Consider the following 12,235-nt stretch of genomic DNA (forward strand, 5'->3'; position numbering starts at 1 on the left):
CCTTTATATTCTCTCTATTTCTTTAATGTAAATCCGAATTTATCCCATGCTTGTAAATAGTCTAGTAAGAAAATCTCTTCTTCTACAATTCGACCAACTACATTTGTTTTTCCTGTATTCACCATATCTTTTAATGCAATTTGTAATTCGCCTTTATACTGACCATATTGTTCATTATCAATTAATAAATCCCCACGCTTAATTTCACGCGTATTATGAGGTTTAAACTCTTCTTTTTTATATTTCACACGACTTTGTGTAGAACGAATCATATATTCAGATACATCTCCGCGATAAAAATGTGGTTCGTTTAATACGATAATTCTTTCTAGTTCTGTCGTTGTATCATATATTTCTATCTCAAATGTTTGTTTCTCTTTATTTAATGCACCTAGTGCTTGTAATTCTTCTTCTGACGCATATGCGTTTGCAATAATAACATCATCAATTAATTCCGTCGCGAATAAATGTTTCGCCTGTGTTGTCATCGGTAATTCACGATGCTGCTCTAATGTACATAACCCTTCTGTTACTGGCCAAGGTCCGTATGTTGCATCAAATGATGAAATAAAAGCAGCCGTTCTCATACCGTAATCTTTAAATTGTTTCGAGCATTTAATGAAATGATCGTATGATAACCCTGAATAACGATGCGGATAAAAATTATGACAACCAATTAAATTTTCACGATTTGGTCTATGACTCATAATGTTATCTACATACTTCGTACCATTGCTCATATTAATCTCAATTTTCAAACCATACGGATTATAAGTCATAATTGATTCTTCTAATCCTGAAAAACCAACATCTAAACGAATACCGTACGCACCCAATTCATGGAAGAATGATAAATCATTATACGAAATACCTAATTGTTCAAAAACAGATGGACTAATATCCACTAATACTTGGAACCCTAATGCATTCGCATGTGAGATCGTTTCTTTAAATTCTTCAATAATTTTCTCTTTTTCTCCATCCACAGATAATAAACATGTGAACACACGTGTAAACCCATATTTACTTGCTAATGTTAAATACTCCTTATCTTTCTCTACTGTTGAATGTTCTGGATAAATAGAAATACCTAATCGTCTCATATGTACACGCCTCTTTCTTCATCATATTGTAAACCTTTTCAAATATATGTAGTGAAAAAGTATATATCCCTTCTTGTTCACTACTCCTTTGAATCCGCTTTCTTTAAAGAAAAAACAATTTCTATCATTCTTAACACCTACAAGTCTATACATCTATACTTTACATCTTTTTTTCATAGTTGTGTAGCCTTTACACAAATTTGTCAGTTTTTCACCTTAAAAATTGTTATCCGTTTTCAAGACACCTTCCTTGACTGTTGCATTGGCCAATACATATACTCGAAAGAAAAGAGAAAATTTTATATAGGGGATGAATATATGGGAGAAGCAATACTCGTAAAACGAGAACCGTTATGGACAAAAGAGTTTGTTGCTTTAATTTTTGCAAACTTATGTATGTTTTTAGGGTTTCAAATGTTAATTCCAACCTTACCTGTTTATGTGAAAGAAATTGGTGGCACAAGTTCAAATATCGGATTTGTTGTCGGCATGTTTACCGTTGCGGCACTTTTTGTTAGACCGCTAACTGGGAACGCCTTGCAAAAATTCAATAAAAAAATCATTTTAATGATCGGTACTGCTATCTGTTTACTCGCTATGGGCAGTTACCTTTTCGCCTCAACTATTTTTCTCTTGCTTGCTGTTCGTATTTTGCACGGAGCTGGTTTCGGTATTACAACGACTACATATGGAACTGTCGTTTCTGATTTAATTCCCTCAGCTCGCCGCGGAGAAGGCATGGGATATTTTGGTCTTTCTGGAACACTTGCAATGGCCCTCGGTCCACTTATCGGACTATGGCTTATGCAAACATATAACTTCACAATTCTTTTTTTATGTGCATTATCGTGCACAATTGTTTCATTAATATTAACGAAACTACTTCAAATCCAAAAAACGAAACAGCCTCCACAACAATCATCTAGTACTTTTCTCGATGGATTTATTGAGCGTAAAGCTTTACTTCCTTCATTATTAATATTATGTATTACATTAATGTACGGAGGAATCGGAAGTTTTATCACACTATTTGCTACAGAAGTCGGCATAGCTGATATTAGTCTCTTCTTTTTATGTAACGCACTAGCAATCGCTGTGACTCGTCCATTCTCTGGAAAGCTATATGATGCGAAAGGCCATACATTCGTCATCATTCCGGGAGTTATTATAACGTTTACAGGTATTATTTTATTGTCGTATACGACGACAATTCCGAGCTTAATTATTGCTGCAGCATGTTACGGAAGTGGTTTTGGAGCGATCCAACCTGCACTACAAGCATGGATGATTGACCGCGTAGCACCGCATCGACGCGGCGTAGCAACTGCTACATTCTTCTCCGCATTTGACCTTGGAATCGGCGCTGGAGCGATTATCTTTGGATTTATTGCTCACTTTACAAACTATGCAACTGTATATCGTTACTCCTCTCTATTACTTATTGCTTTTCTCTTCATTTACATTACAAGCATAAGAAAACAAAAGCATGGCGATAAAAACACGGAAAAAGCTGCTGGATAATTCAGTGGCTTTTTTATCATGTTAAAAGAATTGTTTTCCCTCATTTTGCTGTTCTAAAACTACATGCATTTCCCTACATATTTTTTTAACGTTCATCAAAAAATATACGATGAACTTGCAGACGCTTTCCTTAATATTCGACTGAACAACATTATTCTAAAAAGTGTGATTTCTTTACAAAATTAAGATTTATACAAGATAAAAACCAATGAAATGCAGTTGTTTCTTTAAGGGATTGTAAACTTTTATTCCCTTTGTAAATTTAGTGTAAATTTTACTAGCAAACCGTTTACAGTGACTCAAGGTTCAGTTAATAATTACATCGTACATGAAATTTAAGGAGTGGAATGCGTGGAATATAATGTTCAAGATATGATCTTCCAGTTCATTGGTGGATTAGGTATTTTCTTATTCGGGATTAAATACATGGGCGATGGACTGCAACAAGCAGCTGGAGATCGTCTTCGCGATATTCTAGATCGTTTTACAACAAACCCACTTATGGGTGTACTAGCAGGTATGTTAGTTACTGTATTAATCCAATCCAGTTCAGGAACAACCGCTTTAACAGTCGGACTTGTAAGTGCCGGATTTATGACATTAAGACAAGCAATCGGTGTTATTATGGGTGCAAACATCGGTACGACGGTTACTGCATTTATTATCGGAATTAAAATCGGAGAATATGCTCTTCCAATTATGGCAGTTGGAGCAATCTTACTATTCTTCTTTAAAAATAAAAAAGTACATTCTTTAGGTCAAGTTATATTCGGTTTTGGTATGTTATTCTTCGGTTTAGAATTAATGAGCACAGGTATGAAACCTCTTCGCTCTTTAGAATCATTCCAAGAACTAACAGTTAGCATGAGTGATAATCCAATTTTAGGTATTGTTGTTGGTACAGTCTTTACTTTAATTGTACAAAGTTCAAGTGCAACAATCGGTATTTTACAAGAACTATTCGGTCAAGGTGCAATCGATTTACAAGCTGCCCTTCCTGTATTGTTTGGTGATAACATCGGTACAACAATTACAGCTGTATTAGCAGCAATCGGTACTTCAATTGCTGCAAGACGCGCAGCATTAGTTCACGTTATCTTTAATATCGTCGGTACAATCATCTTTACAATTTTATTAATACCTTTTACAAATTTAATTCTATACTTCCAAACGTCATTAAACTTGAATCCAGAAATGACAATTGCATTTGCACATGGAACGTTTAACGTTACGAATACTATTATTCAATTCCCGTTCATTGCAGTATTAGCATGGATTGTAACAAAAATTATTCGCGGGGAAGATGCAGCGATTGACTTCAAACCACAACATTTAAATCCAATCTTTATTGAACAATCTCCAGCCATCGCTTTAACTGAAGCTCAAAAAGAGATTATCCGTATGGCTGAGTTTTCATTACATGGATTAAAAGAAGCAAACCAATTTTTAAACACACAAGATAAAAAACACGCTGACATGGCTACTCAATTAGAAGGAGCTATTAACAATTTAGATAAAAAAATTACCGAGTATTTAGTTTTACTATCAGAAAAACCACTTTCACCTACGGATTCTGAAAAACATTCCGTTTTAGCAGGTGTTGTTGGAGATATTGAACGTGTCGGTGATCATGTAGAAAACCTTGTAGAACTTGTAGATTTCCAAATTTCAAACCGTGTTTCACTATCAGATGAAGCATTAGCTGAATTAAACGAAATGCTAGAATTAACTATTTCAACACTGCAAGACTCAGTTGAAGCTTTAACAAACTTCGATACTGAACTAGCTCAAACTGTTATTGCCAAAGAACGCAAAATCGACCAAATGGAACGTGTTCTTCGTAAACGTCACGTATTACGTCTAAACGAACGCAGCTGTTCAGGTGATGCAAGTATCATCTTCGTCGATATGGTAAGTAACTTAGAGCGCATTGGCGATCACGCTGTAAATATCGCTGACGGTGTTTTAGGTGAACAAGGAAAAATCAATCTAAAACAATCATTATAATAAGAAAGAGACGCTAACTTAAGCGTCTCTTTTTTCATTATATTTTAACAACTGTTCTTCCTTTTAACTTTCCTTGCAATATAAGTGCAAACTTCTTCTCTAATTCTTCTAATGTACATTCTTCTGTATAAGATAGTAACTCTTTATTTCCCCATTCTTTCGCTAAAAGCGTCCAAACATCTCTTCTCACATCTACTGGGCATTGCACGGAATCTATCCCTAAAAGGCTTATACCTCGTAAAATAAACGGATATACCGTTGTTTGTAGTTCCTGGCCTGCCACATTACCGCATGTCGTTACACAACCACCATACTTTACTGTTTTTAAAGCTGTTTCTAGCATATGTCCACCTACAGTATCGATAACTCCCGCGTATATCCCTTTTAACATCGGTCTTCCTGATTCATCATTCAATTCCGCGCGATGAATCACCTTTTTCGCTCCTAGACGTAGTAGCATATCTTCCTCTTCCATTTTTCCTGTCGCTCCTACTACGTTAAACCCTAGCTTACTTAATATACTAACAGCTACACTCCCTACGCCGCCTGTAGCACCCGTTACTAAAACATCTCCCATACTAGGCTTGACTCCTGCTCCAATAAGCTTATATACCGACAAAGCCGCAGTAAAACCTGCTGTCCCATACATCATACTTTCCTTTAATGACATTCCTTCCGGTAAAGGCACGACCCAAGATGATGGCACGCGAATATATTCTCCGAAACCACCAGAGGTATTCATACCTAAGTCATATCCCGTTACAATAACTTGATCTCCTGCTTTAATGGTAGCATCTTCACTACTCACAACCACTCCTGCAGCATCAATTCCTGGCGTATGAGGATATGTTCTCGTAACACCCTTATTACCAGTAGCTGAAAGAGCATCTTTATAATTTAATGAAGAATAATGAACTCGTATGAATACGTCTCCCTCAGGTAAACTACTTACTTCTCTCTCAACAACTTTTCTTACAAACTGATGATTTTCCTTTTCGTTCACAACGATTGCTCGGAATGATGTATGATTCATTATGCTCTCTCCTTTATCCGTCAAATTCTTCTTTATTATATAGAAGAAATAAGTAAGCTTACTCATCTCTTCTTGGCTATATTTCAACAAATCTTACTTCTCTATCACTTTCTCACAATACATATTTTCATTTCTACTAAAACAACTTATACTTATTCTACATCTGAAAAATATAATATAGAAAATCTGACTTTTTATAAATATATTGAATTTTTACGAAATGTAAATGTTTTGTAATGTTTTTTTTCGCTAAATTTCATTATAATAAGTGGATATGAGTGTCGTATTTCAATCCAAATGAAGGAGTACAGGAAATGGAGCAAAACCCATCTTTGCAAGAAAATACACGCAATAAACCGAAAAAAAATAAGAAAAAAATAAAAATTATTATAAGCGCTATACTATTCGTTTTATTAATAGGCGGCGGTTATACTTGGTTTTTAGTAAATAAAGCATCTTCTGCTGTTCGAAATGCCGCACACGATTTAGCACGCGGTGATAAATCTGATTTACGTGATAAGGCTGTAAAACCTATTACAAACAATGTCTCTGTTTTAATAATGGGTGTTGATGAAAGCGATATCCGAGGAAAAGAATATGGTGAAGCTATAAGAACAGACGCGCTTTTACTTGCAACATTTAATAAAGATAGCAAAACTGTTAAACTATTAAGTATCCCACGTGACACATATACTTATATTCCAATAGAAAAGAAAAAAGATAAAATTACACACGCTCATGCATTCGGTTCTGCTAAAAACGGAAAAAATGGTGGACCACAAGCAAGCATTGATGCAGTTGAAAAATTAATGAATGTTCCTGTCGATTATTTTGTGAAATTTAACTTTAAATCATTTATAAAAATCGTCGATGACTTGGGCGGTGTTGAAGTTGATGTACCAGTTGAATTTACTGAGCAAGATAGCAATGATAATGCTGAGGCAATTCACCTAGAAAAAGGTGTTCAAAAGTTAAATGGCGAAGAAGCTCTTGCTCTTGCTAGAACAAGACACATCGATAGTGATGCAATGCGTGGACAACGTCAACAACTCGTTATCGAGGCTATTTTAAAGAAACTAACAAGTGTTGGTTCTGTAACAAAAGTTGGCAACATCATTGATGATATTAACGGACAATTCGTTACAAACTTAACATTTGATGATATGCTTTCATTCTATAAATATGGATCGGATTCGGAAATTGAGAAATTACAAATCCAAGGTGATGATTGCTATATGGCAAAAGGTGACGATACTTGTAGCAAATCTGCTGGTGGTGGTCGAACTTACTACTACAATCCAGATAAAAAAGAATTAGCTAATGTTACAAATGAACTTCGTACTCATCTTGGACTACCTGCATATACAAAGTCTGACTCAGACTCTGATTCGAAAAAGACAAAAGAATCTAAGTCTGAAAATTCAAGTGAACGCGAATCAAGTAACAATGAAGTGAAAAATAAGAACAAAAATAGCAGTGAAGATACAGAAACATCGTCTAACGACAATGAATAGTAAAGAAGCCGTACTCTATGGAGGTAGAGTACGGCTTCTTTTTATTTCTTCAGAATTAAAAATCAGAACTTTCTAACTATCTTTTTTAATATTTTTAAATTATAATAAATAGTAGCAATCTATTCCAATTATCAGGGGGCTCATACATATGAAAGCTGCAGTAAAACATAACATCTCAGATTTTAAAGACTACTTAAAATCCAACGATATATACATGGAAGAAAATATAGATGAAAATGATGGCTCTGTTCATTTTTCAGTAGGATTAGAGACTGAAGCTGGCGCAAAAATTCAACTTATCGCTGCTTTCCAAAACGAACATCCTACGGTGGATATATACTGCTTCAATGTTGCTCACGTACCTGATGCAACATCAACAAATGATATTTTACATGTCATCAATGAATTAAATACATCTTATCGCTTTGCAAAATTCACATTAAACAAGCAAAATGCAATTGATATTTCAACATCTCTTGCATTCTCAGAGCCAAACTTTAATCCAGCACTTGTCTTTGAACATACGAGAATGCTATATAAATTAGCAAATGACGAATATAAAAACTTAATGAAAGTTATTTGGGCATAAATAAAAGGATGGGCTGCAAGCAGCCCATCCTTTTATTTCGATATCATATCAATCCACATCTTAATAGCAGTGCCGACAATTAAAATCGATAACATATATTGTAGTACTTTTTGATTTATCCTCTTCCCGACTCGCGCTCCAAGTGGCGCAGCAAATATACTTGCAACCGCAATAATTAGAGCTGGAATGATAACTACTTGTCCAGTAATCACTTTTCCAGTCGTAATCCCTACTGAGGAAATAAACGTAATAGCGATAGATGTCGCTATCGTCATGCGCAATGGTAATTTTAAAATAACTAGCATAATAGGAACTAAAAGAAACGCACCTCCAGCTCCAATAATGCCCGAAACACCTCCTACAATAAACGCTAACACACTTGCTAACCATTTATTATACTTAACTGCTCCACTATTATTTTTCTTCGGTACAAACATCATCATAGCTGCAATGGTCGCCAATACTGTATAAACAACATTTACAGCGTGTTCATCTAATAGATTTGCACTAAAACTTCCTAAAAAACTTCCTATTAATATACTAGCTCCCATATACACAACTAACATTTTATTCATATCAGTACTTTTCCGATATGCCCAGGCACCTGCAAAAGTTGCAAAGAATACTTGTACCGCTGTAATACCGCTCACTTCATGTGACGTATAGCCAGTAGATCCTAACAATACTGGAATATATAAGATCATCGGATAATTAATAATTGCACCGCCAATTCCAACCATTCCTGATATAAACGATCCTATAAACCCAATTATAAAAATTAATAATACTAAACTCACCTTACATCCCCCTCCTTCTAAAAAGAAGGTGATTTAAATGAATAAGTTCACATTCCCATCCGAAGCATCTGCTAAATATGCCCCTACACCTGCAAACTCTACCCCTTCCATAATCTCTTCCTCTTTTAACCCTAATAAATCTACTGTCATTTGACAAGCTACAAGTTTAATCCCCTGTTCTTTTGCCAAATCAATTAAATCTGGCAAAGGCATTGCATTATGTTTTTTCATAATGCCTTTAATCATCTTTAGTCCCATACCAGCAAAATTCATTTTGGATAACCCCATCTTATCAGCACCGCGTGGCATCATTCTTCCAAATACTTTTTCTATAAATGTTTTCTTTACATTCACATGTTCATCTTTCCTTAAAGCATTTAATCCCCAGAAAGTATGAAAAATAGTAACCTCTTGATCATACGCCGCTGCACCATTTGCAATAATATAAGCAGCCATTGCTTTATCGTAATCTCCGCTAAATAAAACGATTGTTGTTTTCTTCTGTTGTTCCATATTGTTCTCCCTCCAATTACCTATAGGGGTATTTTTTATAAAAATTGTTTCTCCCTATTCTACTTTTCCTTCCCAAGCTAACATACCACCTACCACATTGATTACTTGAAAACCGTAACTTTCTAAAAATTGAACAGCTCTTGCACTTCTCCCGCCTGAACGACAAACGATAATATATTCCTGATTTTTATTTAATTCATGCATACGAAACTCTAATAGTCCTAGTGGAATATTACATGCTTCTGGAATTTTCCCTTCAGCTACTTCTTCTACTTCACGTACATCCACAATATTTACCGCTTCTTTACGCAACAATTTTTCTTCTAATTCTTTTGTAGTCATTTCTTTCATTTTAAATTTCCTCCTCACAAACCATTCATACCACCTGAAACGTTTATTACTTGCTGAAACCCTAGTTTTTTCAATACCTTTGCTGCTTGCTTACTTCTCATTCCACTTTGGCAAATAACGATTACTTCCTTATTCTTATCTAATTGATTCGCCTTACTTGCTAGATCATTTAGAGGGATATTTTGAAAGCCTTTCATATGATTCCCTCTATATTCACCTACTGTACGGACATCAATAAAATACTTCCCCTTTTTCCCCACTATACTTTTCAATTCTTTTCCATTTATATTTTGAACACCTTTCACTGGTAAAAATCGTGAAATAACAAACCATGCAGCAAGTACAATGAAAAGTGTACTTAATATTGTGTTCATATAACCAACCTCTCTATATTTACAAAACTATTGCTTCACTACGCCTTCCTAATCCAAAACTTCAGCACATCGCCTTCTTCTTCAAGCTTTACGATGTCATGGCCACATTTATTTGCCCACGCTGGAATATCCTTAACTGACCCTTTATCTGTTACATGTATTTCTAACACTTCTCCAGTTTGTAGAGCATCCATTGCTCTCTTTGTTCTTACAATCGGCATTGGACATGCTAAACCTTTCGCATCTAACACTTGTTTTATATTCATCATCAATTCCTCCATTTTTTATTTATTTCATTATTCGTGCACTGCACAACGATTTGGACCAATCTCCATTTCACGCTCTTTATCCACACTTGGGTGAATTTTACCCATATTGGTTTGACGAATTTCTTCATATGCATTTGGCTGAGGTGGTAAGTTTTCTGTTACAACTTTACGGAACTCTCCCTCATCCTCAATATTTAATCCTGCATTATGCTCAAATAAATCTTTTAATTTTGCACTAACAATACCACTTTCGTTCATTTCACTTATTTTTGAATAATGAGCTGGTAACACAACTAAATTTTGAGATAGCTCTTTATATCGGCTATACAAAGTATTACGTAAATCACTTACCCAATCTTCAGCCTTACCAGCAAGATCTGGACGCCCGATTGAATCTACAAATAAAATATCGCCTGATAATAAATAAGAATCATCTACAATAAATGACGTACTTCCAATCGTATGCCCTGGTGAGTATAACGCGTCAATTTCAATTTTAGTACCCCCCACCGTAATAACAGATCCTTCAACAAGCGGTTCGTATGAGAAAACAACTTCCTCTGCATCTTTTGGTGGTAACCAATACGTACCACCTACCTTTTCCGCTAACTTACGTCCTCCGGAAATATGGTCTGCATGTAAATGTGTATCCATTACATTCGTAATCGTAACGCCATGCTCTTTCGCAAATTCTTCATATGCCTCGGCTGTTCTTACTGCATCAATAACTGCTGCTTCACCATTTGAAACGACCATATAAGATAAACAGCCTTTTCCAAGGCGGTTAAACTGATACATACTTCCACCATTTTTTAAATCTCCAACTTTTATAGGCTTTACATATTCACTCCAAGCCTTCATGCCACCAGCTAAATAATAAATATTTTCTAATCCAGCCTCTGTTAATTGCTCTGCCACAAATATAGAAGACCCTTCTTTTGCACATACTACTAAAACATCTTTATCTTTAGGTAATTCACTTACAATATGATCTACACCATCTAACAAGTCAAAGTAAGGTCTATTAATAGAAGAAACTTGTTTCCCTTCAATTTTCCAATCTTCATAATCCGCCTCATTACGAACATCTAAAATGAATAACTCTCCGAATAAAACTTTCTCTGCAACATCTTTTGCTTGTAACGGTTTAACATTCATCTTATTACCCCCATAGGTATATTTTTATTCAAAAAAATTTATTTCTCTATATTCCCTTGCCACTCTAACATGCCTGGAATGACATTTTTCACATTTGCATAACCTTTCTCTTTCAACATGTGGCAAGCTATATCACTGCGATTACCAGTTCGACAAACAACATAAATTTGCTTCGTCTCATCTAACACTGCGCTGTATAATTCACCTAATGGCATCGAAATGGCGGATGGAATATGGCCAAAAGCAAATTCCGCTGCTTCGCGAACATCTAATACAATACACTCTTCACCATTTAATAGTATCTCTTCCAATTCCGAATTCGTAATTGTATGAGGATATTTCACAACTTCATTCACTTCATGCTCGTTTGCTTTCCTAACATAATGCACCAATACATCACCCTCTTGTTTTGTCCCGATATATTGATGTCCTACTTTACTCGCCCAACTTTTTATATCTACCGTAGAACCTTTATCTGTTGCCTTAACTTCAATCACTTGCCCTGGTGCTAATCCTTCTATCGCCTTCTTCGTTTTCACAATCGGCATCGGACAAGCCAACCCTTTACAATCTAAACTCATATCCACTTTTATACTCATAATCGATTCCTCCACAATTTATATACATATACCTGTAGGGGTATATTAAAATGTTTTTGAAAATCTGTCAACACTTACGTTTGACAGATTATCGGCTTTTTACAAGTAATTGAACAGCTTCTTTAATTAACTCTTCATTTGAACCATTACCACTTTCAAACTGTTCACGCAAACATTGCTCTAAATTCGTTCCAACAACGAGTCCAATTGTACGATCAAGTGCAGAACGAGATGCCGTTAACTGTGTAATAACCTCTCGGCAATCTTTTCCTTCTTCCATCATACGAAGCACACCACGAACTTGACCTTCAATACGTTTCAATCTATTTTTCATATCTTGATTATATTCCATCCTATAATCACCTCATTACCATTATGTCACTATTTATAACCTATGACAATATATT

The 12,235-nt window shown here is 35.3% G+C and carries 14 protein-coding genes; 4 read left to right on the plus strand and 10 right to left on the minus strand.

Annotated elements, in window-relative coordinates; translation table 11 throughout:
* Window positions 1-14 precede the first annotated feature (14 nt).
* Entirely contained in the window at window positions 15-1,103 is a 1,089-nt protein-coding gene (locus ACTFO4_RS17485; RefSeq protein ID WP_061456817.1) for a DUF871 domain-containing protein, read from the minus strand.
* A gap of 318 nt (window positions 1,104-1,421) precedes the next feature.
* On the opposite strand from ACTFO4_RS17485, the gene ACTFO4_RS17490 reads away from it, so the two are divergent.
* Entirely contained in the window at window positions 1,422-2,624 is a 1,203-nt protein-coding gene (locus ACTFO4_RS17490) for an MFS transporter (RefSeq protein ID WP_000503245.1), read from the plus strand.
* 351 nt (window positions 2,625-2,975) lie between these two features.
* A complete protein-coding gene (locus ACTFO4_RS17495) occupies window positions 2,976-4,631 on the plus strand; it encodes a Na/Pi cotransporter family protein (protein WP_000456252.1) in 1,656 nt (551 codons plus the stop codon).
* A 37-nt stretch (window positions 4,632-4,668) separates the two neighbouring features.
* On the opposite strand, the gene ACTFO4_RS17500 is transcribed toward ACTFO4_RS17495, so the two are convergent.
* The gene (locus tag ACTFO4_RS17500) at window positions 4,669-5,664 is read right to left on the minus strand and encodes a YhdH/YhfP family quinone oxidoreductase (protein WP_061456816.1); all 996 of its coding nucleotides are present in this window, start codon (window positions 5,662-5,664) and stop codon (window positions 4,669-4,671) included.
* 314 nt (window positions 5,665-5,978) lie between these two features.
* Here ACTFO4_RS17500 and ACTFO4_RS17505 point away from each other — a divergent pair, with 314 nt between their 5' ends.
* Both ACTFO4_RS17505 and ACTFO4_RS17510 read left to right on the plus strand, forming a co-directional pair.
* Window positions 5,979-7,178, plus strand: a complete 1,200-nt coding sequence (locus ACTFO4_RS17505) for an LCP family protein (RefSeq protein ID WP_440013951.1) — start codon at window positions 5,979-5,981, stop codon at window positions 7,176-7,178.
* Window positions 7,179-7,326: 148 nt separating this feature from the next.
* The gene (locus ACTFO4_RS17510) at window positions 7,327-7,767 is read left to right on the plus strand and encodes a hypothetical protein (protein WP_000642362.1); all 441 of its coding nucleotides are present in this window, start codon (window positions 7,327-7,329) and stop codon (window positions 7,765-7,767) included.
* A 32-nt stretch (window positions 7,768-7,799) separates the two neighbouring features.
* On the opposite strand, the gene ACTFO4_RS17515 is transcribed toward ACTFO4_RS17510, so the two are convergent.
* The 8 genes from ACTFO4_RS17515 to ACTFO4_RS17550 form a co-directional block, all read right to left on the minus strand.
* Window positions 7,800-8,564, minus strand: coding sequence for a sulfite exporter TauE/SafE family protein (locus ACTFO4_RS17515; protein ID WP_061456815.1), 765 nt, complete (start codon window positions 8,562-8,564; stop codon window positions 7,800-7,802).
* A gap of 33 nt (window positions 8,565-8,597) precedes the next feature.
* Window positions 8,598-9,077 carry a DsrE/DsrF/DrsH-like family protein gene (locus ACTFO4_RS17520; RefSeq protein ID WP_440013949.1) on the minus strand — a complete coding sequence of 160 codons (480 nt, stop codon included), beginning with the start codon at window positions 9,075-9,077 and terminating at the stop codon, window positions 8,598-8,600.
* Window positions 9,078-9,131: 54 nt separating this feature from the next.
* Window positions 9,132-9,428 carry a rhodanese-like domain-containing protein gene (locus ACTFO4_RS17525; protein ID WP_000661810.1) on the minus strand — a complete coding sequence of 99 codons (297 nt, stop codon included), beginning with the start codon at window positions 9,426-9,428 and terminating at the stop codon, window positions 9,132-9,134.
* A gap of 14 nt (window positions 9,429-9,442) precedes the next feature.
* On the minus strand, window positions 9,443-9,802 hold the full coding sequence (locus tag ACTFO4_RS17530; protein WP_001092318.1) for a rhodanese-like domain-containing protein: 360 nt from the start codon (window positions 9,800-9,802) through the stop codon (window positions 9,443-9,445).
* A 38-nt stretch (window positions 9,803-9,840) separates the two neighbouring features.
* Window positions 9,841-10,071, minus strand: a complete 231-nt coding sequence (locus ACTFO4_RS17535) for a sulfurtransferase TusA family protein (protein WP_002093886.1) — start codon at window positions 10,069-10,071, stop codon at window positions 9,841-9,843.
* Between the two features lie 27 nt (window positions 10,072-10,098).
* Window positions 10,099-11,229 (minus strand): MBL fold metallo-hydrolase, encoded by a 1,131-nt coding sequence (locus ACTFO4_RS17540; protein ID WP_001101331.1) that lies wholly within the window; start codon window positions 11,227-11,229, stop codon window positions 10,099-10,101.
* 38 nt (window positions 11,230-11,267) lie between these two features.
* Window positions 11,268-11,828 (minus strand): sulfurtransferase TusA family protein, encoded by a 561-nt coding sequence (locus ACTFO4_RS17545; RefSeq protein ID WP_000023955.1) that lies wholly within the window; start codon window positions 11,826-11,828, stop codon window positions 11,268-11,270.
* A gap of 88 nt (window positions 11,829-11,916) precedes the next feature.
* Complete coding sequence (locus tag ACTFO4_RS17550) at window positions 11,917-12,180, minus strand: metal-sensitive transcriptional regulator (RefSeq protein WP_000456206.1); 264 nt, start codon at window positions 12,178-12,180, stop codon at window positions 11,917-11,919.
* Window positions 12,181-12,235: the final 55 nt, after the last annotated feature.

It is taken from the genome of Bacillus cereus group sp. MYBKT14-1, from assembly GCF_051915185.1.
In the GTDB taxonomy this organism is placed as follows: domain Bacteria; phylum Bacillota; class Bacilli; order Bacillales; family Bacillaceae_G; genus Bacillus_A; species Bacillus_A cereus.

What these genes read in the sequence shown, in the direction of transcription:
- ACTFO4_RS17500 (WP_061456816.1), bottom strand. Translation starts at nt 5,664, where the DNA reads ATGAATCATACATCATTCCGAGCAATCGTTGTGAACGAAAAGGAAAAT.
- ACTFO4_RS17490 (WP_000503245.1), top strand. Translation starts at nt 1,422, where the DNA reads ATGGGAGAAGCAATACTCGTAAAACGAGAACCGTTATGGACAAAAGAG.
- ACTFO4_RS17510 (WP_000642362.1), top strand. Translation starts at nt 7,327, where the DNA reads ATGAAAGCTGCAGTAAAACATAACATCTCAGATTTTAAAGACTACTTA.
- ACTFO4_RS17530 (WP_001092318.1), bottom strand. Translation starts at nt 9,802, where the DNA reads ATGAACACAATATTAAGTACACTTTTCATTGTACTTGCTGCATGGTTT.
- ACTFO4_RS17520 (WP_440013949.1), bottom strand. Translation starts at nt 9,077, where the DNA reads ATGGAACAACAGAAGAAAACAACAATCGTTTTATTTAGCGGAGATTAC.
- ACTFO4_RS17505 (WP_440013951.1), top strand. Translation starts at nt 5,979, where the DNA reads ATGGAGCAAAACCCATCTTTGCAAGAAAATACACGCAATAAACCGAAA.
- ACTFO4_RS17525 (WP_000661810.1), bottom strand. Translation starts at nt 9,428, where the DNA reads ATGAAAGAAATGACTACAAAAGAATTAGAAGAAAAATTGTTGCGTAAA.
- ACTFO4_RS17535 (WP_002093886.1), bottom strand. Translation starts at nt 10,071, where the DNA reads ATGATGAATATAAAACAAGTGTTAGATGCGAAAGGTTTAGCATGTCCA.
- ACTFO4_RS17485 (WP_061456817.1), bottom strand. Translation starts at nt 1,103, where the DNA reads ATGAGACGATTAGGTATTTCTATTTATCCAGAACATTCAACAGTAGAG.
- ACTFO4_RS17550 (WP_000456206.1), bottom strand. Translation starts at nt 12,180, where the DNA reads ATGGAATATAATCAAGATATGAAAAATAGATTGAAACGTATTGAAGGT.
- ACTFO4_RS17545 (WP_000023955.1), bottom strand. Translation starts at nt 11,828, where the DNA reads ATGAGTATAAAAGTGGATATGAGTTTAGATTGTAAAGGGTTGGCTTGT.
- ACTFO4_RS17540 (WP_001101331.1), bottom strand. Translation starts at nt 11,229, where the DNA reads ATGAATGTTAAACCGTTACAAGCAAAAGATGTTGCAGAGAAAGTTTTA.